We start from the raw sequence: 19,685 nt of genomic DNA, 5'->3' as shown, positions 1-19,685 counted from the left end.
GTCGCAAGAACAGACCAAGGACGAGATGACTATCCAGGCTTCCGCGCCGCCGACCACCAAGTCGCAGGCGCTGCGCTCGTACGACGTCGCCGACTTCCCGGCCCTGACCGGCCTGGAGGAGGAGTGGCGTTTCACCCCGCTCAAGCGGCTGCGCGCTCTGGTCGGCGACGACCGGGTCGCCACCGGCACGGTCCGGCACGAGTACGCCGACCTGCCCGAGGGCGTGACGGTGGAGCGGATCAGCCGCGACGACCAGCGGGTCGGTAGCGTGCTGACCCCCGTCGACCGGGTCAGCGCGCTGGCCTACGGCGGCTTCGCGCAGGCCCTGCTGGTGCGGGTGGCCCAGGACGCGGTGATCAGCGGTCCGGCCCTGCTGCGGGTGGTCGGCGAGGGCAGCGAGGGGGTGGCCTTCGGGCACACCTTCGTCGAGGTGGGCCGGTTCGCCGAGGCGATCCTGGTGCTGGAGCAGGTGGGCTCGGCGACCCTGGCCGACAACGTCGAGGTGACCGTCGGGGACGGGGCGAAGCTGACCCTGGTCACGGTCGCCGACTGGGCCGACGACGCCGTGCAGGCCCAGCACCTGAAGGTGAAGCTGGGCCGCGACGCCCGGGTGCTGCACGTGCAGGTGACCCTCGGCGGTGACCTGGTCCGGCAGTACACCACGGTGGAGTACACCGACCGGGGTGGCGAGGCCGAGCTGTACGGGGTCTACTTCGCCGACTCCGGCCAGCACCTGGAGCACCGTCAGCTGGTCGACCACACCGTGCCGGACTGCCGCAGCTACGTCGGCTACCGGGGCGCGTTGCAGGGTGACAGCGCCCGTACGGTCTGGGTGGGTGACGTGCTGATCCGGGCCGAGGCCACCGGCACCGACACATACGAGATCAACCGGAACCTGCTGCTCAGCGACGGTGCCCGGGCGGACTCCGTACCGAACCTGGAGATCGAGACCGGCGAGATCGCCGGCGCCGGCCACGCCAGCGCCACCGGCCGTTTCGACGACGAGCAGCTGTTCTACCTGATGGCCCGGGGCATCCCGGAGGCCGAGGCCCGTCGCCTGGTGGTGCGGGGCTTCTTCGCCGAGCTGCTGAACAAGATCCCGGTCGAGGAGCTGCGCGAGCGGCTGGGGGAGGCCATCGAGGCGCGGCTGGCCAAGGCGGGCGCCTGATGATCCGGATCTGTGCGGTCGAGGATCTGCCGAAGGGCACCGCGATCAGCGCCGACGTCGAGGGCACCCAGATCGCTCTGGTGCACGGTGAGGACGACCGGTTCTACGCCGTGCACGACGAGTGCTCGCACGCCGCCGTGGCCCTCTCCGAGGGCGAGGTGTCCGGCTGCACGCTGGAGTGCTGGCTGCACGGCTCCCGCTTCGATCTGCGTACCGGCGAGCCGACCGGCCTGCCCGCGACCGAACCCGTTCCTGTCTACCCCGTCGAAGTCCGCGACGGCGACATCTACCTTCCCGTGGGCGACGACGGCCGCCCGCAGCCGAGCAATGGAGTGACCCGATAATGAGCACCCTGGAGATCCGTGACCTGCAGGTGTCGGTCAAGCTGCCCGAGGGTGAGCTCAAGCCGATCCTGGCCGGTGTCGACCTGACCGTCCGCTCCGGCGAGACCCACGCCATCATGGGCCCGAACGGCTCTGGCAAGTCGACCCTGGCGTACTCGATCGCCGGGCACCCGAAGTACGAGATCACCGGCGGTTCGGTGACCCTCGACGGTGTCGACGTGCTGGAACTCTCCGTCGACGAGCGGGCCCGCGCCGGTCTCTTCCTGGCCATGCAGTACCCGGTCGAGGTGCCGGGCGTGTCGGTGGCGAACTTCCTGCGTACCGCCAAGACCGCGATCGACGGCGAGGCGCCGAAGCTGCGTACCTGGGGCGGTGAGCTGCGCGGGGCGATGGAGCGCCTGCACATGGACCCGGCCTTCGCCCAGCGCAACGTCAACGAGGGCTTCTCCGGTGGTGAGAAGAAGCGGCACGAGATCGTGCAGCTGGAGCTGCTCAAGCCGAAGATCGCCATCCTCGACGAGACCGACTCCGGCCTGGACGTCGACGCGCTGCGCGTGGTCAGCGAGGGCGTGAACCGGGTGCGCGACACCGGCGACACCGGCCTGCTGCTGATCACCCACTACACCCGGATCCTGCGCTACATCAAGCCGGACTTCGTGCACGTCTTCGTGGCCGGCCGGATCGTCGAGCAGGGCGGCCCGGAGCTGGCCGACAAGCTCGAGGAAGAAGGCTACGAGCGGTACGCGGCCGGGGCCGGTTCGGCGCGGGCCTGACCTCCAAGGAAAGGCTGGTCACGACGATGACCACCATCGCGATCCCGCCGGGGATGCCGCAGTACGACGACGTACCGCGCTTCGACGTGGCGGCGGTACGCGCCGACTTCCCGATCCTGGGTCGGGAGATCAACGGCCATCCGCTGGTCTACCTCGACAGCGCCAACACCTCGCACAAGCCGCGTCAGGTGCTCGACGTGCTGCGCGAACACTACGAGCGGCACAACGCCAACGTGTCCCGGTCGGTGCACACACTGGGCACCGAGGCCACCGAGGGATACGAGGCGGCTCGGGCGAAGGTCGCCGGCTTCGTCAACGCGCCCAGCGTCGACGAGGTGGTGTTCACCAAGAACTCCACCGAGGCGATCAACATCGTGGCGTACGCCTTCTCCAACGCCTCGCTGCGCCCGGACGCCGACCCTCGGTTCCGGCTCGGCCCCGGTGACGAAATCGTCATCTCGGAGATGGAGCACCACTCGAACATCGTGCCGTGGCAGTTGCTGGCCGAGCGCACCGGCGCGACGCTGCGCTGGTTCCCGGTCACCGAGCAGGGCCGGCTGGACGAGTCGGGGTTGACGGAGCTGGTCACCGAGCGGACGAAGATCGTCTCGCTGGTGCACATGTCCAACATCCTCGGCACGGTCAACGCCACCGCGCGGATCACCGCCCGGGTGCGTGAGGTCGGCGCGCTGCTGCTGTGGGACTGCTCGCAGTCCGTGCCGCACATGCCGATCGACGTGGTCGACCTGGACGCGGACTTCATCGTCTTCACCGGGCACAAGATGTGTGGTCCGACCGGCATCGGGGTGCTGTGGGGGCGGGGGGAACTGCTCGCCGCGATGCCGCCGGTGCTCGGCGGCGGCTCGATGATCGAGACGGTGAGCCTGGCCGGCTCGACCTTCGCCGCGCCGCCGACCCGGTTCGAGGCGGGCACCCCGCCGATCGCCGAGGCGGTCGCCCTGGGCGCGGCCGTGGACTACCTCACCGCGCTGGACATGCGGGCCATCCAGTGGCACGAGAAGCAGTTGACCGCGTACGCCCTGGATGCTCTGGGTAGCGTGCCCGGCCTGCGGATCTTCGGCCCGGAGGTGCCGGTGGGCCGGGGTGGCACGATCTCCTTCGCCCTCGGCGACGTGCATCCGCACGACGTCGGGCAGGTGCTCGACTCCCTGGGGGTGCAGGTGCGGGTGGGTCACCACTGTGCCCGGCCGGTCTGCACCCGGTTCGGGGTGCCGGCGATGACCCGGGCCTCGTTCTACCTCTACACCACCACGGAGGAGATCGACGCCCTGGTGGCGGGCCTGGAGCAGGTGCGGAAGGTATTCGGCTGATGCAGCTTGAATCGCTCTACCAGGAGATCATCCTGGATCACTACAAGCACCCGCAGGGGCGGGGGCTGCGCGACCCGGTGGAGCCGACCGACCGGGTGGCCGAGGCGCACCACGTCAACCCCACCTGCGGTGACGAGGTGACCGTCCGGGTGGCCACCGACGGCGAGGTGCTGCACGACGTGTCGTACGACGGGATGGGCTGTTCGATCAGCCAGGCGTCCGCGAGCGTGCTGCACGAGTTGCTGACCGGCCGGGAGGCGGGGGCGGCATTCCAGGTGCACGAGGCGTTCGTGGCGCTGATGTCCGGCCGTGGCCAGGTCACGCCGGACGAGGAGGTGCTCGGCGACGGGGTGGCGTTCGAGGGCGTAGCCCGCTATCCCGCCCGGGTCAAGTGCGCGTTGTTGCCGTGGATGGCGTTCAAGGACGCCGCGGCACGCGCCGGTGTGGGCGCGAGCCCGACGGAGGTGAAGGCATGACCGAGGAAACCAGCACGCCGGAGTCGGGCGCCGTGGCGACCGAGCCCGCCGCGACCCCCGCCGCCGACGGTGTCACGCCGGCAGCGCGCAGCAAGGCCGCCGTCGCCGACGTCGAGGAGGCCATGAAGGACGTCGTCGACCCGGAGTTGGGCATCAACGTGGTCGACCTCGGCCTGGTGTACGGGGTGCACGTCGACGACGAGAACGTGGCCACCCTGGACATGACCCTGACGTCGGCGGCCTGCCCGCTCACCGACGTGATCGAGGACCAGGCCCGCCAGGCGCTGACCACCGGCCCGGGTGGGGGTCTGGTCAACGACATTCGGATCAACTGGGTCTGGCTGCCGCCGTGGGGCCCCGACAAGATCACCGACGAGGGTCGGGACCAGCTCCGCTCCCTCGGCTTCAACGTCTGAGCGTACGCACCAGCGCCCGGAGAGCCGGCTGATGGCCGGATTTCCGGGCGCTGTGCTGTCCGCAGGTCAGTCGCGGACACGGCGTCGGGTCAGGTCACAGGGTCAACCCCCAGCTGTCCAGGTAGCCGGTGTCCAGGGAGGCGGAATCCTGGACCCGCAGCTTCCAGGCACCGTTGGCGGCCTTGCCGGACAGGTTCCGGGTGTAGGTCTGGAAGATGTTGTCGGCGCTGCTGCCGGTGCGGTTGTGCAGCACGTACGCGGTGCCGTCCGGGGCGATGAGCGACACGGTCAGGTCACCGATCCAAGTGTGGTAGATGCGTACCTCGACGATGCTGGTGGCGCTGGCGTTGCGTCCGCATCCGTGGATCACGACGGTGCTCTCGATTGTGGCGTTGTCGTTGATCGGGTGGTCGGTGGCATTGGTCTGGGTGCAGCCGGGCGGACCGTTCACGGTGAGGGCGAAGGTGGCGCCCTGCGAGGTCTCCGGTCCGGTGCCGACCACGGTCAGCGTGTAGAGACCGGGCACGGTCGTGGCGGCGGTGCTCAGGGTCAGCGTGGCGGTGCCACCGGAGGTGACGGCGGCCGGGCTGAAGCCGGCGGTCACCCCGGCCGGCAGGCCGCTGACGCTCAGCGCGACGCTGTGCGGCGTACCGACCGTGGTGGTGGTGTTGACCGTGACCGTGGTCGACCCGCCCGGGGCGACGGCGCCGGCACCCGGGGTGAGCGTGAGGCCGAAGTCCTGGGTGGGCGGCACGATGTTGCCGGTGTAGAGCAGCTTGTTCGGTGAGCCGGTGCCGGGGTTGGTCACCACGTTGTTGGTGGCGTCGTTGACCAGCAGGTCGCGGATCTGCTGCGGGGTGTAGCCGGGGTTGGCGGCCAACGCCAGGGCCGCCGCCCCGGCGACGTGTGGGGCCGCCATCGAGGTGCCGTTGATGGTGTTGGTCGCGGTGTCGCTGCCGATCCAGGCCGAGGTGATGCTGCTGCCCGGGGCGAAGATGTCCAGGCAGGTGCCGAAGTTGGAGTAGCTGGCGCGGGCGTCGGTGTTTGTGGTGGCGCCGACGGTGATCGCGGCCGGGGTGCTGGCCGGCGAGTAGTTGCAGGCGTTGGCGCTGCTGTTGCCGGCCGCGATGGAGTAGACCACGCCGTCGGCGATGGAACGGTTGACCGCGTCGTTGGTGGCCTGGTCGTAGCCGCCGCCGAGGCTCATGTTGGCCACCGCGGGCTCGCCCGGCTGGTGGTCTGCGGTGACCCAGTCGATGCCGGCGATCACCTGCGCGTAGGTGCCGCCGCCGCTGTTGTCCAGGACGCGTACGCCGACCAGGGTGACTCCCTTGGCCACTCCGTACGCGGTGCCGCCGACCGTGCCGGCCACGTGGGTGCCGTGCCCGTTGCCGTCGTCGGCACTGCCGCCGTCGATGGCGTCGAATCCGGTGACCGCCCGCCCGCCGAAGTCGGAGTGGGAGAACCGGATTCCGGTGTCGATGATGTACGCGGTGACACCGGTGCCGTCGTTGGGGTAGGTGAAGCTGTTGTTCAGCGGCAGGGCCCGTTGGTCGACGCGGTCCAGACCCCAGGAGGGGGTGGGGGACTGGGTGCCGGCGATCGATACGGTGCGGTTCTGCTGGACGTACTCGACGGAGGGGTTGGCGGCCAGCCGCTTGGCGGCCCGCTCGGACAGCCGCACCTCGAAGCCGCGTAGCGCGTCGCGGTAGGTACGGGCGACGCTGCCGCCGTGCTTGTCGGCGAGCGACTTGGCGGTCGCCCCGACCTGTGCCCGGCTCACCGCACTGTCCTTCAGCACGACGATGTACGAGCCGGCGACGGCGCTTCGGTCGTCGGCGTGCATGATCCGACCCTGCGCCGGTTCGGCGTTCGCTGGTGCGGCGAACGCCAGGGTGGTGAGCGCCGCAGTGGCGGTGAGTCCGAGGCGCCCGAGGCGCCGGGGTGGCCGGGAGAAGATCATCTCCCGCCTCCTTTCCGATGCACGGCCAGCCTGTTTGTGACAGGCCCACCGGTGACTGTGGAACTGGCTGACATGGATGCTAAGGCCAAAACATCTAGAGATTTAGATATGTGATTTAGCTTGCCTGTCCCGTACTCTGGGTCGGTTGTCATCCAGGATCTCCGGTCGGCAGCCGTTAACACGATAGAAATCACGGCGATTGCCATCGCCGTCCGAAAGGTTTACGCGATGCAAGCGTTTTGGTCTTGCGTCGAAGCTGGTCGACGCAGAGGCTCCACATAGGGTGGTCCGCTCCCGATGCTGCGGCCCGGCGGGTAGCAGGTGGACTGGCGGCCAGTTTCTGCCCTGTTCAGGGGATGTTTGACTCTCGCTGTCCGCTTAGGGTGCTGTCAGATCCGTAGATCATTCACGCCTGTCCCGTGGACCCGGGCAGGCGTGGTCGGTCTCACCCCTCCATCAACAGGGAGCTGACTTGAGGACCCCCCTCACCCACCCATCGGGTGGTCGGTCGATCCACGGCCGGTCACGCCGTGGTCGACTGGCCGCATTCCTGGCAACCGTGATGACCGCGGCGTTGCTGCCGGTCCTGGCGGCACCGGCGCCCGCTTCCGCAGCACCCTCTGCCGAGGGACCGTGGCGGAAGGTGGACGGCAAGCCCGCCGCGACCAAGTCCGGCCGAGCGGCCGCGATCAAGGCGAAGCGGCTCAGTGCCTACACTCTCGACCGTGCCGGCATCAAGGGCGTGCTGGACCAGGCCCCGACGGAGAACCGCCGGGCGTTGCGCCAGCTCAAGAAGGTGGTGTCACTGCCCGCGCCGGATGGCACCTTCCAGCGCTTCGAGCTGGTCAAGTCGCCGGTGATGGAGGCCGGCCTGGCCGCCAAGCATCCGGAGATCACCACGTACGCGGGTAAGGGCCTGGACGACCCGACCGCGACGATCCGGGCGGACCTCACCCCGCTCGGCTTCCACGCCTCGATCCGCTCGGCCGAAGGCGCCTGGTACATCGACCCCCTCTACGAGCGCGACCAGAGCCTGTACGCGAGCTACTTCGCCCGGGACCTGGAGGACCGGCACGGCGACTTCGTCGAGCGGGAGGACGTCGAGACGGCGGCCCACGCCCTGCACGACGAGATCCACGAGGCGCTCGACGAGCCGGTGGCCGGCCCGCGAGTGAACCTGCGCACCTACCGCCTCGCGTTCGTCACCGACCCGACGTACGCCAACTACTTCGGTGCGGAGAACGTGACCGCGGCGAAGGTGACGTTGATCAACCGGGTGAACCAGATCTACGAGGACGAGACCGCCATCCGGCTCGTCCTGGTCAACGACACTGACAAGACCAACCTGAACACCCCGGCCCTGGCCACCGAGCCGAACGGCCCGTGCGGCTCGGCGCCGTGCTACACCCCGGCCCAGGTCGCCGGGTGCAGCGGCGGCCTGCTGAACCGCAACCGGATCGTGCTCGGCCAGATCATCGGTGCCAGCAACTACGACGTCGGCCACATCGGCCTCGGCCTCAGCGGCGGCGGCATCGCCGGTCTCGGCGTGGTCGGCGGCGACGGCAAGGCCCGTGGCTGCACCGGCCTGCCGAACCCGGTCGGTGACTACTTCGCGGTCGACTACGTGGCACACGAGATCGGTCACCAGTTCGCCGGCAACCACACCTTCAACGGCAACCAGCACAACTGCTCCGGTGGCAACCGCAGCGCTGCCAACTCGTACGAGCCGGGCAGCGGTTCGTCGATCATGGCGTACGCCGGCATCTGCCGGCAGGACAACCTCCAGCCGCACACCGACCCGTACTGGTCGCACCGCACCTTCACCGAGATCACGAACTTCGTGACCGCGAACCGGCCGGCCATCAACGAGGTGCAGACGGTGTCGCTGATCGGCTTCGACACCGACGGTGACTCGTTCACCGTCAACTACGGTGGCGTCGACTCGGCGCCGATCGTGCGCGGGGTCAACTACACCACCGCCGGGATCAAGGCGGCGATCGAGTCCATCGCCGGTTGGCCGGCGGGGGCCACGGTCAACGTGGCCGCCTTCGGTGGCAGCGGCGCGCTCAACGACACCGGCTTCCAGGTCACCTTCACCGGCGCCCTGGCCGCCACCAACGTCGCCCCGCTCACCCTGACCAACCTCAACGAGGTCACCGGCTTCGTCGGCGAGACCGCCAAGGGTGGTGCCATCGACAACGGTGGGTACCTGGTCGAGCAGACCGCCAACCACGCTCCTGTGGTCACCGTGCCGGCCAACGTCACCATCCCGGTGCGTACCCCGTTCGCCCTCACCGGCAGCGCCACCGACGTCGACGGTGACACACTCACCTACCTGTGGGAGCAGAACGACCGGGGCGGCAGCGCCGGTACCGCGCTGATGAACAACACCAAGACCAACGGCCCGCTGTTCCGGGTCTTCGGCGAGCCGGCGTGGGTGTCCCCGGAGGACGCGCTGAAGTACCACTCGCCGGGCCAGAACGCGGTGACCACGAACTCCACCCGGGTCTTCCCGGACATGTCGCAGATCCTGGTGGGCAACACCAACGCCAAGACTGGTGCCTGCCCGACCGCTCCGGCCCCGCCGACCAGCGGTAGCGCCTCGAACGTCCCGCCGGAGATCCTGGACTGCTACTCGGAGTTCCTGCCCACCCGCGACTGGGTCGGCTTCAACAACGACCGTACGCTGAACTTCAAGCTCACCGCCCGTGACGGTCGCCTCGGCGGTGGCGGCGTCGGCAGCGCCAACGTCGCGCTGACCCTGGCGCCGGACGCCGGGCCGTTCCTGGTCACCTCGCAGGCCGCCGCCACCACCGTCGACGGTGGCTCGGCGCAGGCCGTGACCTGGGACGTCGCCGGCACCGACGCGGCACCGGTGAACACCGGCAACGTGAAGATCACGCTGTCGGTCAACGGTGGCGAGACCTTCCCGTACGTGCTGGCCGAGAGCACCCCGAACACCGGTACCGCGACGGTGAACCTGCCGAACGTGGCCACCGACAAGGCCCGGATCAAGATCGAGGCGGTCGGCAACGTCTTCTTCGCCGTCAACGACGCCGAGTTCACCATCCGGTCTGCGCCCGAGGTGTCCCACGACGCCCCGGCCGGCGGGGTCAGCGTGCAGTACAGCGACGCGCTCGCGCCGACGGTGACGATCCGGGCGACCGACGGCGACACCGCCGGTTCGGCGCTCACCGCCTCCGCCACCGGCCTGCCGGCCGGTCTGGTGCTGACCGTGGGCGCCACCTCCGGTGCGGACACCCGACCCGGCACCCGCACCTGGACGGTCACCGGCACCACTGCGGCGGCACCGGGTGACTACCCGGTCACCGTCACCGTGACCGACGGCTCCGGCCTGGTCGGCAGCACCGCCTTCACCATCCGGGTGACCCCGGAGAACGCGGCGGCCACCTGGGCCGGGGACACCCTGGTGAGCACCGCCACCAGCGGTGCCGCCGGCAGCGCCCTGCTGCGGGCCGTCCTGCGGGACAGCTCGGTGCTCCCGTCGACGACCGACACCACCGCCGGCGACCTGCGCAACGCCACGGTCACCTTCACCGCGAGCGGTGCGACCCTCTGCACCGCTGCGGTGCAGTTGCTCGGCACGGCCACCACCACCGGCTCGGCGGCCTGCACGGCCACCCTGCCGGCGGGCACCCACACCGTCACCGCGACGGTCGGCGGCCACTACACCGGCAGCACCACCGCCACGGTGCGGGTGGCCGTCTCCGACGGCGGCTTCCTCACCGGTGGTGGCCACTTCACCGCCGGTCGGTCCGCCGGGGCCTACCCGGCCGACCGGAACTCGAAGGTCTCGGTGGAGCTGAACGCCAAGCCGGCCACGAGCAAGAAGGCCGCCTCCGGCAAGGCCGACATCGAGTTCCGCTCCGGCGGCAAGACCTACACGATCAAGGCCACCACGGTCGCCGGCGGTGGGATCACCTCCGCGGGCAACCGGGCCGACCTGCGCTACCAGGCCAGCCTGTACGACAGCAAGGGCAAGCTGGTCGCCAGCGGCCTGACGCTGGCGGTGACGGTGACCGACCGGGGCGCCCCCGGGCGCAACGACTCCGTCGGGCTCACCCTGTGGCAGGGCGGTGTCCTGCTCTCCTCGTCCGACTGGACGGGCACGGGGACCGGCGAGGTCAACCTGACCGGCGGCAACCTCACGGTGCACTGACCGACAGGTGACTGACGCGGGAGGACACCACCTCAGGTGTCCTCCCGCGTTACCGTTTTCCGGCCGGCGTGCCGGCCCGGCCTGGCAGGCGGCCACGGCCCTCAGGCCGGTGTCTCGGCGTGGAGTTCGGCGTGCCCGGCGGTGTCGGGGGCCGTCCCGCGCGCCGGGGCCGCCGCCCGGTGTCGTACGGTCGGGGCATGAGCAGTCGACCCGCCGCCGGAGGGGGCCGGTGGGTCGAGGTCGACCCGCCCCGCCTGACCCGCTGGGTCGCCGGCTTCGCCGAACGGCACGGCCCGCCGTCCACCACGATCGAGGAGTACGGCCTGCTGTTGTCGGCACCGGACGGTGCCACCGCCGAGCTGCACACCCCGCCCGGCGCGCCCGCGACACCGGATCTGGAGACCTTCGCCGCGCAGGCCGTCGCGCCCCGCCGGATCGGGCTGCTGCTGGCCCGCAAGGGCGCGGTGGCCGTCGGCATAGCCGAGGGGGAACAGTTGCCGGTGCACAAGGTGGACACCCGGTACGTGCAGGGGCGTACCGCCGCCGGTGGCTGGTCGCAGCAGCGCTTCGCGCGGCGGCGGGACAACCAGGCGAAGGCGGCCCTGGGCGAGGCGGCGGACCTGGCGGTGCGGCTGCTGTTGCCGGAGGCCGACCGCCTGGCCGCGCTGGTCGTCGGCGGTGACCGGCGGACGGTGGACGGCATTCTCGCTGACCGCAGACTCGCTCCGCTGGCCGGGTTGCGCGCCGAGCGGCTGCTCGACGTTCCCGAGCCCCGGTACGCGGTGCTGCAGGACGCGGCCATCGCCGCCCGCGCGGTCCGCATCCTCGTCCGCGACCCCGCCTGACCGCACAACGACGGCGGCGATTCTGCTGGAACGGCGGAAGATGAGGGTGGCCTCGCTGTGTACCCGTGACGGCTGGCTTGCCATGATCGAACCGGGGGTTGAGGCGTGCCACGAACTGGACGGCGGCTACGGCAGACGCGCATCGAGAAATGACGGGCCTTCCTGGCTGCTCCGTTGGCTCTGCTGATCCTCGCGGTGTCCGGCGGGTGCCAGTGGCCACCCTCGATCGTGTACGTCACGGTTACCGATCCGGTCTGGTCGAGCGACGGGTGGGTGTACTTCCTGCGGGAAGAGGCATCCAACGGCAGGCAGTGTGGCGGCAGCAGTCGACACAGCTGTCCGGGGAACGTGTTCTGGATCAAGCTGCTCCCACGTCGGTCTGCGGCGGCGGATGGTGAGGAGGCGTACCATCCCAGTTCGTCACCGGATGGCAAGAGCTTCGTCTATGTCGAAGACCTTCGTCGGCTGAAGTTCGGCTCACTTCCTGCCGTCGCATAGCTGGTTCAGTGGGGGTGTCGGACACCGTTCGACACCCCCACCCCAGATGTCAGACCGCGCCGCTGAAGGTGTCGCAGGAGGCCGGGTCGCCGCTTTCGTAGCCCCGGTTGAACCAGCGCTTGCGGTCGGCCGAGGAGCCGTGGGTGAACTCGTCCGGGTTCACCGGCCGGTTGGCCCGCTCGGAGATGGCGTCGTCGCCGATCGCCTCGGCGGTGTCGATGGCCTCGGCGATGTCCCGCTCGGTGATGCTGGTGAAGATCTTCTGACCCTGCTCGTCGGCGGTGCCGGTGGCGTTCTTGGCCCAGGCGCCGGCGAAACAGTCGGCCTGCAACTCCAGCCGTACGGACAGCTCGTTGGCCGCTCCCGGGTCGCGCTGCTGGGCGCGGCGGACCTGCTCGTTGGTGCCGAGCAGGTTCTGCACGTGGTGGCCGTACTCGTGGGCCAGCACGTACGGCTGGGCGAACTCGCCGGTGGCGCCGAGTTGCCCGGCCAGCACCTCGTAGAAGCTCAGGTCGATGTAGACCAGGGAGTCGGCCGGGCAGTAGAAGGGTCCGACCCCGGAGTCGGCCGAGCCGCAGGCGGTGTTGACGGCCTGGTCGAAGAAGACCGTACGGGTGGGCCGGTACTGCTCGCCGAAGGCCTCCGGCAGGGCGGTACGCCAGTACGCCTGGATCGAGTTGACGTACAGGTTGTTGCGGCAGTCCAGGTGCTCCAACGCGTCCGGGGCCTCGCAGCGCTGCTCCAGCGCGGTGTTGTCGCCCTCCTCGCCGGTCATCGCGTTCAGGCCGAAACCGCCGCCGACCAGGGCCACCAGGACGGCGATGACGATCCCGACGATGCCGCCGCGCCCGCCGCCGGTCGGGAGGGGGATGCCCATCCCGCCGCCTCCGCCTCCGCTGCCCCGCCGGTCGTCGATCTGGCTGGTGTCGATGCGGGCGTTCTCGTTCAGCTCCATGATGACCCCGATCGGTCGGTGATCAGTTTGATGGTCGCGGTGCCGGAGACAGGCCCCGGTGGGCGATCCGGTACCCGACGATCTTGGTTGATAATCCCCGGTGCCCATCCAGCGGGGCCCGGTACACTTGTCGCCGTGCTGCTCTGCGAAGGCTGAACGCCCCGCGCCGACGGGTCACCGAGATCCGCCGGCGCTTTCGTGTGCCCTGAGTCAGCCCTCCGGATCCCGAGAGCGAGTACCCCGACATGATCACTGCCAGCGGCCTGGAACTGCGCGCCGGCGCCCGGATCCTGCTGTCCGACACCACCCTGCGGGTGCAGCCCGGTGACCGGATCGGCCTGGTCGGCCGCAACGGTGCCGGCAAGACCACCACGCTGAAGGTGCTGGCCGGAGAGGGTCAGCCGTACGCCGGGCAGGTCGACCGGCGCAGCCCGGTCGGCTATCTGCCGCAGGATCCGCGTACCGGCGATCTGGAGGTCACCGGCCGCGACCGGGTGCTCTCCGCTCGGGGCCTGGACGTCCTGATGGCCGGCATGCAGGAGCTGGAGGCCAAGCTCGCCGACGGCGGTGACGAGAAGCTGGTCCGCCGCTACGGCGCGCTGGAGGACCAGTTCGCCGCCCTGGGTGGGTACGCCGCCGAGGCCGAGGCGGCCCGGATCTGCGCCAACCTGGGCCTGCCCGACCGGGCCCTGGCCCAGACCATCGGCACCCTCTCCGGCGGTCAGCGCCGCCGCATCGAACTGGCCCGGATCCTGTTCCGCGACGCCGGTGACAACGGCGGCGGCATCCTGCTGCTCGACGAGCCCACCAACCACCTCGACGCCGACTCGATCACCTGGCTGCGCGGCTTCCTGGCCAACCACAAGGGCGGGCTGGTGGTCATCTCCCACGACGGTGACCTGCTGGAATCGGTCGTCAACAAGGTCTGGTTCCTCGACGCCACCCGGTCCGTGGTCGACGTCTACAACCTGGGCTGGAAGGCGTACCTGGAGGCGCGGGAGACCGACGAGCGGCGTCGCCGCCGGGAGCGGGCCAACGCCGAGAAGAAGGCCGGCGCACTGATGGCCCAGGCGGACAAGATGCGGGCCAAGGCCACCAAGACCGTCGCCGCGCAGAACATGGCCCGCCGGGCCGAGCGGCTGATGTCCGGCCTGGAGGAGGTACGCGTCTCCGACAAGGTGGCCAAGGTGCGCTTCCCCGCCCCGGCCCCCTGCGGCAAGACCCCGCTGACCGCGACCGGCCTGTCCAAGTCGTACGGGTCCCTGGAGATCTTCACCGACGTCAACGTGGCGGTGGACCGGGGTTCCCGGGTGGCCATCCTCGGGCTCAACGGCGCCGGCAAGACGACCCTGCTGCGGATGCTCGGGGGTCTGCTGGAGCCGGACACCGGCGAGGTGCACCCCGGGCACGGGCTGCGGCTGGGCTACTACGCCCAGGAGCACGAGACCCTGGACGTGACCCGGACCGTACTGGAGAACATGCGGGCCGCGTCGATCGAGCAGACCGACACCGAGCTGCGCAAGATCCTCGGGGCCTTCCTCTTCTCCGGCGAGGACGTGGACAAGCCCGCCGGGGTGCTCTCCGGCGGGGAGAAGACCCGACTGGCCCTGGCCACCCTGGTCTGCTCCGGCGCCAACGTGCTGCTGCTCGACGAGCCGACCAACAACCTGGACCCGGTCAGCCGGGAACAGGTTCTCGACGCCATCGCCCGCTATCCCGGCGCGATCGTCCTGGTCACTCACGACCCGGGCGCCGTGCTGGCGCTCAAGCCGGACCGCGCCATCCTGCTGCCGGACGGCGACGAGGACGCCTGGAGCGACGACCTCCTGGAACTCGTCGAACTGGCGTAGCGTAACTGGATCACTGCGGCAGGTGATCGTCGGAGTTCGCGGCCGAGGGGTGGGTGAGCTGGTGCTGCCCTGGCTGGCGTCACCTATCGGGAAGCTGACATTGCATAGCGTGTCGGTTGGCGAATAGTTGATATCTGGCGCATGATCGTTCGAGACGGTCTAATAGGTGGGACCGTATCCGAACCGCACAGTCTGGGACGTGAGGACACAGCATGGCAGCCACGGGCACAGCCACCAGCACTGAGAAGGGTCGCCGGATCGTCGGAGCCGAGCGTCAGACGCTCGCCAAGGACCTCGTCAAGCGGTACACCGGGGGAGAGAGCATTCGTGCTCTCGCGGCCTCAACCGGCCGTTCCTACGGATTCATCCACCGGGTACTCACCGAGTCCGGGGTGCAGCTGCGGCAGCGCGGCGGCGCTCGGCGCCGGAAGAAGGCGTGACGCGCCGGTCCACGGCGCCCACCATCGCCGTGACCCGGGCCGCCCGGTGACCGCCGAGGCGACCGGGGTCCGGCTGGAATGCGACGGGCCGGTGGCCACAGTCACCCTGTGCCGGCCCGACGTGCTCAACGCGCAGACCCCGGCGATGTGGCGCGCGATGAGCGAATTCTCCCGGGTCCTGCCCGGCGATGTACGCGTCGTGATCCTCCGTGGGGAGGGGCGGGCGTTCTCGGCGGGACTGGACCTGTCGACAGCCGGCGCCTCCGGCCCGGACTCCTTCGCCGAGCTGGCCGCCCTGCCGGAGTCGGAGTGCGCCGACCAGATCGCCGGTTACCAGGCCGCTTTCACCTGGCTGCACCGGCCGGACATCATCTCCATCGCCGCCGTGCAGGGGCACGCCATCGGTGCCGGCTTCCAGTTGGCCCTCGCCTGCGACCTGCGGGTACTGGCCACGGACGCCAAGCTGTCCATGGCCGAGGCGACCATCGGGCTGGTGCCGGACCTGGCCGGCACCAAACGCCTGGTCGAGTTGGTCGGCTACAGCCGGGCGCTGGAGATCTGCGCCACCGGCCGGCGGATGGACGCCGCCGAGGCGGACCGTATCGGCCTGGCCACCCTGGTGGTGCCCAACGACGAGCTTGACGGCGCGGTACGCGACCTCGCCGCGGGCCTGCTCGCCAACGACCGTAACGCGGTCGTGGAGATCAAGGCCCTGCTCGCCGGGGCGGGCGGCCGAAGCCACGCCGAGCAGCAGCGGGCCGAACGGGAGGCGCAGACCCGACGGTTGCGTGATCTCACCGGGCGCGGCGAATAGTCGACGAGAATAGTAAGGACCGATCGGGAAGTACCGGGTTACTTACGAGGTTGTCGTAGGCATCGGGAGAATTGACCCGACGGCAGATCGACTGACGATTCGATCGCCAGTGACGACCCGGAGGTGACGCTTGTCCAACCACATGGCCAGCGGCGGTTGGGGCATGCTCCGGTCGATGCGCAGTCGCGACGAGATCTCCACCCACCGCCTCAAGCGGGGGGTGGCCCGGCGGATCGTCGCGTTCGCCCAGCCCTACCGCCGCGACATCATCGTGTTCCTGCTGACGGTGATCGTCGCAGCGGTGATCGGGGTGGCCACCCCGCTGCTGGCCGGTGACGTGATCGACGCCATCACCCGGGGCGGCCCCGAGGGTGGGTCCGTGGTGATCCGGCTGGCCCTGTTCATCGCCGGGCTGGCCGTCGCCGACGCGTTGCTCTCGCTGGCCCAACGGTGGTATTCGGCGCGCATCGGCGAGGGCATCATCCTGGACCTGCGTACCCGGGTCTACGACCACGTGCAGCGGATGCCGCTGCAGTTCTTCACCCGCACCCAGACCGGTGCCCTGGTCAGCCGGCTCAACAACGACGTGCTGGGCGCCCAGCGGGCCTTCACCTCGACCCTGTCCGGGGTGGTCAGCAACGTGATCCAGTTGCTGCTCACCGCCGCGGTGATGTTCACCCTGTCCTGGCAGATCACCGCGCTGTCGCTGGTGCTGCTGCCGGTGTTCATCATCCCCGCCCGCCGGGTCGGGCGGCGGCTGGCCGAGATCACCCGCGAGTCGTACAACCTGGACGCCAAGATGAACGCCACCATGACCGAGCGGTTCGGGGTGTCGGGCGCGCTGCTGGTCAAGCTGTTCGGCCGGCCGGAGGCCGAGGCCGACCGGTTCGCCCGCCGCGCCGAGCGGGTACGCGACATCGGCATCCAGTCGGCGATGTACTCCCGGACCTTCTTCGTGGCGATGATGCTGGTGGCCTCGTTGGCCCAGGCACTCACCTACGGCCTGGGTGGCTGGCTGGCGGTCCGGGGTGACGTCAGCGCCGGCACGGTGGTCACCCTCGCGCTGCTGCTCACCCGGCTCTACGGTCCGCTGACCGCGCTGAGCAACGTCCGGGTGGACGTGATGAGCGCCCTGGTCTCCTTCGACCGGGTCTTCGAGGTGCTCGACCTGAAGCCGGCGATCACCGAACGACCCGACGCGGTGCCGGTGCCCAAGGGCGCGGGCAAGGTGGAGTTCCGCGACGTGCGGTTCCGCTACCCGAGCGCGGCGGAGATCTCGCTGGCCTCCCTGGAGGAGGTCGCCACCCTGGACCGGACGATCAACGACCCGGTGCTCAAGGGCGTCTCGTTCACGGTCGAGCCGGGTCAGATGGTGGCCCTTGTCGGCCCCTCCGGTGCCGGCAAGTCCACCCTGTCCATGCTGATCTCCCGCATCTACGACGTCACCGACGGGCAGGTGCTGGTCGGTGGGGTGGACGTGCGGGACGCCACCCTGCCCTCCCTGCGCGACGAGATCGGCGTGGTCACCCAGGATTCCCACCTGTTCCACGAGACCATCGCGGAGAACCTGCGGTACGCCAAGCCCGACGCCACCGACGAGGAACTGTGGGCCGCCCTGGCCGGCGCCCAGGTGGCCGACCTGGTCCGATCCCTGCCCGACGGGCTGGACACCACGGTGGGGGAGCGGGGCTACCGCTTCTCCGGCGGGGAGAAGCAGCGCATCGCCATCGCCCGGCTGCTGCTCAAGGCACCCTCGATCGTCATCCTCGACGAGGCCACCGCCCACCTGGACTCCGAGAGCGAGGCGGCCGTGCAGCGAGCCCTGTCGGTGGCGCTGACCGGACGCACCGCCCTGGTGATCGCCCACCGGCTCTCCACCGTCCGCGACGCGGACCAGATCCTGGTTCTGGACGGGGGGCGGATCGTCGAGCGGGGCCGGCACGAGGAACTGGTCGCGGTCGGCGGCCTCTACGCCGAGCTGTACCGCACCCAGTTCGCGCTGGCCGACTCGCCCAGCCCGTACGCCGATGCCGCCCACCCGGAGCCGGTCGTCATCCCCACCCGCGAGTACCTGGCCGACGAAGCCCTGCCGCCCGCCGCCGCCAACTGACCACCCCGGCGGGCTACCACCCCGATCGCCCGCCGCCAACCGAGCCCCGCCTGGCTGTCCGTCGGCCGCCGCCAGCGGATCCGCCGGGCTACCGGCCCGGCGGGTTACTCGGTGGCCGCTTCGCGGAGGGCGGCGAAGGCGGCGGCCAGGGTCTGCGGGGTGTAGTGGGCGTTCAGGCCGCTCGGGTTGGGCAACACCCAGAGCCGGGCGTCGGCCAGCGGCTCGGGCTGCCGACCGAAGGTCGCCCTGGGTCGGGCGAACCCCACCCGGTAGGCGGTCACCCCGACCACGGCCACCCAGCGGGGCCGGTACCGGGCCACCTTCTCGGTCAACTCCCGGGCCCCGGCCACCAGTTCGGCTGCGGTCAGCTCGTCGGCCCGGGCGCTGGCCCGGGCGACGATGTTGGTGATGCCCAGCCCCAGTGCGGGCAGGGTGTCCTGCTCGCTGGGGTGCAGCAGGCGGGGGGTGAACCCGCTGCGGTGCAGGGCCGGCCAGAACCGGTTGCCCGGGCGGGCGAAGTGCCAACCGGTGGCCGCCGACCACAGCCCCGGGTTGATGCCGACGAACAGCACCTCCAGGCCGGGGCGGATGACATCCGGCAGGGTCTTGTCCACGGCCGCGGCCAGTTCCTCCCGGCTGGGGCGCGGATTCGGGCGGGGGGCCACCGCCGCACCCGGCTCGGTGACCCCCTCGGCGGGCGGTTCGACGGTCACAGGCCGCGCAGCGCGCCGCCGTCGACCGGGAGGGTGATCCCGGTGAGGTAGCTGGCCGCGGGGGAGAGCACGAAGGCGGCGACCCGCCCGAACTCGACCGGGTCGCCGATGCGCCGCAGCGGGATGCCGGCCTCCGCTTCGGCGCGGGCCCGCTCCGGGTCGCCACTGGCGGCGAAGAGTTCCCGGTTGCGGTCGGTGAGGATGCGCCCCGGCAGCAGGCCGACCACCCGTACCCCACGGGGGCCGTACTCGTCGGCGACATCCTTGGCCACCCCGGCCAGGCCGGGTCGCAGGCCGTTGGAGATGCCCAGGCCGGGCACCGGCCCCCGGGCCGAGGTGGAGAGCACCAGAGCGATCGCACCCCCCTCGGGCAGCGCGGTGGCCACCGTCCGCACCATCCGTACGCTGCCCAGAAAGACCGTCTCGAAGGCGTGTCGCCACTGGTCGTCCTCGATGGAGGCGGCGCTGCCCGGGGTGGGCCCGCCCACCGACACCAGGGCCCCGTCCAGCCGGCCGAAGTGCTGGTGCGCGGCCTCCACCAGCCGGCCGGGGGTGGTCGGGTCGGCCAGATCGGCGGTGATGCCGACCGCCCGGTCCGGCCCGCCCAGGGCGGCGGTCGCCGCGGCCACCTCGTCGGCACGCCGGGCCGAGATCACCACCCGGGCACCGTCGGCGACCAGGCACTGCGCGGTGGCGTAGCCGAGGCCGCGGGAGGCGCCGGTGAGCACGTACACCCGGTCGGTCAATCCCAGATCCATACCGCCGATCCTGCCGCAGCGGGTCCCCGGCAAGCATCCGGGGTTGGGTCC

16 protein-coding genes are annotated in these 19,685 nt (G+C 70.6%); 12 read left to right on the top strand and 4 right to left on the bottom strand.

The window, feature by feature from the left end:
* Nucleotides 1–25 precede the first annotated feature (25 nt).
* The 6 genes from sufD to ABZ795_RS07825 are packed head-to-tail and all read left to right on the top strand — an operon-like array spanning nt 26 to nt 4,508.
* Entirely contained in the window at nt 26–1,168 is a 1,143-nt protein-coding gene (sufD, locus tag ABZ795_RS07850; RefSeq protein ID WP_357529755.1) for a Fe-S cluster assembly protein SufD, read from the top strand.
* A complete protein-coding gene (locus ABZ795_RS07845; protein WP_327024994.1) occupies nt 1,168–1,512 on the top strand; it encodes a non-heme iron oxygenase ferredoxin subunit in 345 nt (114 codons plus the stop codon). The genes sufD and ABZ795_RS07845 overlap by 1 nt, the downstream gene beginning before the upstream one ends.
* Nucleotides 1,512–2,285, top strand: a complete 774-nt coding sequence (gene sufC / locus ABZ795_RS07840; protein ID WP_357529754.1) for a Fe-S cluster assembly ATPase SufC — start codon at nt 1,512–1,514, stop codon at nt 2,283–2,285. The genes ABZ795_RS07845 and sufC overlap by 1 nt, the downstream gene beginning before the upstream one ends.
* A gap of 26 nt (nt 2,286–2,311) precedes the next feature.
* Complete coding sequence (locus tag ABZ795_RS07835) at nt 2,312–3,616, top strand: cysteine desulfurase (protein ID WP_357529753.1); 1,305 nt, start codon at nt 2,312–2,314, stop codon at nt 3,614–3,616.
* Nucleotides 3,616–4,092, top strand: a complete 477-nt coding sequence (sufU, locus tag ABZ795_RS07830; RefSeq protein ID WP_357529752.1) for a Fe-S cluster assembly sulfur transfer protein SufU — start codon at nt 3,616–3,618, stop codon at nt 4,090–4,092. Before ABZ795_RS07835 ends, sufU begins: the two co-directional genes overlap by 1 nt.
* Nucleotides 4,089–4,508, top strand: coding sequence for a metal-sulfur cluster assembly factor (locus ABZ795_RS07825; RefSeq protein ID WP_357529751.1), 420 nt, complete (start codon nt 4,089–4,091; stop codon nt 4,506–4,508). Before sufU ends, ABZ795_RS07825 begins: the two co-directional genes overlap by 4 nt.
* 94 nt (nt 4,509–4,602) lie before the next feature.
* Here ABZ795_RS07825 and ABZ795_RS07820 read toward each other — a convergent pair whose 3' ends face one another.
* A complete protein-coding gene (locus tag ABZ795_RS07820) occupies nt 4,603–6,471 on the bottom strand; it encodes a S8 family peptidase (protein ID WP_357529750.1) in 1,869 nt (622 codons plus the stop codon).
* Between the two features lie 643 nt (nt 6,472–7,114).
* Here ABZ795_RS07820 and ABZ795_RS07815 point away from each other — a divergent pair.
* Both ABZ795_RS07815 and ABZ795_RS07810 read left to right on the top strand, forming a co-directional pair.
* Entirely contained in the window at nt 7,115–10,651 is a 3,537-nt protein-coding gene (locus ABZ795_RS07815) for a M12 family metallo-peptidase (RefSeq protein ID WP_357529749.1), read from the top strand.
* Nucleotides 10,652–10,848: 197 nt separating this feature from the next.
* Entirely contained in the window at nt 10,849–11,496 is a 648-nt protein-coding gene (locus ABZ795_RS07810) for an acVLRF1 family peptidyl-tRNA hydrolase (protein ID WP_357529748.1), read from the top strand.
* Nucleotides 11,497–12,043: 547 nt separating this feature from the next.
* On the opposite strand, the gene ABZ795_RS07805 is transcribed toward ABZ795_RS07810, so the two are convergent.
* Nucleotides 12,044–12,949: a neutral zinc metallopeptidase gene (locus tag ABZ795_RS07805; RefSeq protein ID WP_357529747.1), complete on the bottom strand. Its 906-nt coding sequence runs from the start codon at nt 12,947–12,949 to the stop codon at nt 12,044–12,046.
* A 245-nt stretch (nt 12,950–13,194) separates the two neighbouring features.
* Between ABZ795_RS07805 and ABZ795_RS07800 the strand changes: the two genes are divergently transcribed.
* From ABZ795_RS07800 to ABZ795_RS07785, 4 genes are all read left to right on the top strand, one after another.
* Complete coding sequence (locus tag ABZ795_RS07800) at nt 13,195–14,799, top strand: ABC-F family ATP-binding cassette domain-containing protein (RefSeq protein ID WP_327025003.1); 1,605 nt, start codon at nt 13,195–13,197, stop codon at nt 14,797–14,799.
* Nucleotides 14,800–15,011: 212 nt separating this feature from the next.
* Nucleotides 15,012–15,239, top strand: a complete 228-nt coding sequence (locus ABZ795_RS07795) for a helix-turn-helix domain-containing protein (protein ID WP_007072022.1) — start codon at nt 15,012–15,014, stop codon at nt 15,237–15,239.
* A 46-nt stretch (nt 15,240–15,285) separates the two neighbouring features.
* Entirely contained in the window at nt 15,286–16,053 is a 768-nt protein-coding gene (locus ABZ795_RS07790) for an enoyl-CoA hydratase/isomerase family protein (protein ID WP_327025005.1), read from the top strand.
* Nucleotides 16,054–16,195: 142 nt separating this feature from the next.
* On the top strand, nt 16,196–18,163 hold the full coding sequence (locus tag ABZ795_RS07785) for an ABC transporter ATP-binding protein (protein ID WP_327027044.1): 1,968 nt from the start codon (nt 16,196–16,198) through the stop codon (nt 18,161–18,163).
* A 104-nt stretch (nt 18,164–18,267) separates the two neighbouring features.
* On the opposite strand, the gene mug is transcribed toward ABZ795_RS07785, so the two are convergent.
* The gene (gene mug, locus ABZ795_RS07780) at nt 18,268–18,828 is read right to left on the bottom strand and encodes a G/U mismatch-specific DNA glycosylase (protein WP_327027045.1); all 561 of its coding nucleotides are present in this window, start codon (nt 18,826–18,828) and stop codon (nt 18,268–18,270) included.
* Nucleotides 18,829–18,872: 44 nt separating this feature from the next.
* Nucleotides 18,873–19,634 (bottom strand): SDR family oxidoreductase, encoded by a 762-nt coding sequence (locus tag ABZ795_RS07775; protein ID WP_357529746.1) that lies wholly within the window; start codon nt 19,632–19,634, stop codon nt 18,873–18,875.
* Between the last annotated feature and the right edge of the window lie 51 nt (nt 19,635–19,685).

The organism is Micromonospora sp. NPDC047134, from assembly GCF_040643455.1.
Classification (GTDB): Bacteria; Actinomycetota; Actinomycetes; order Mycobacteriales; family Micromonosporaceae; genus Micromonospora.
This window is presented reverse-complemented; position numbering and strand designations above follow the sequence as displayed.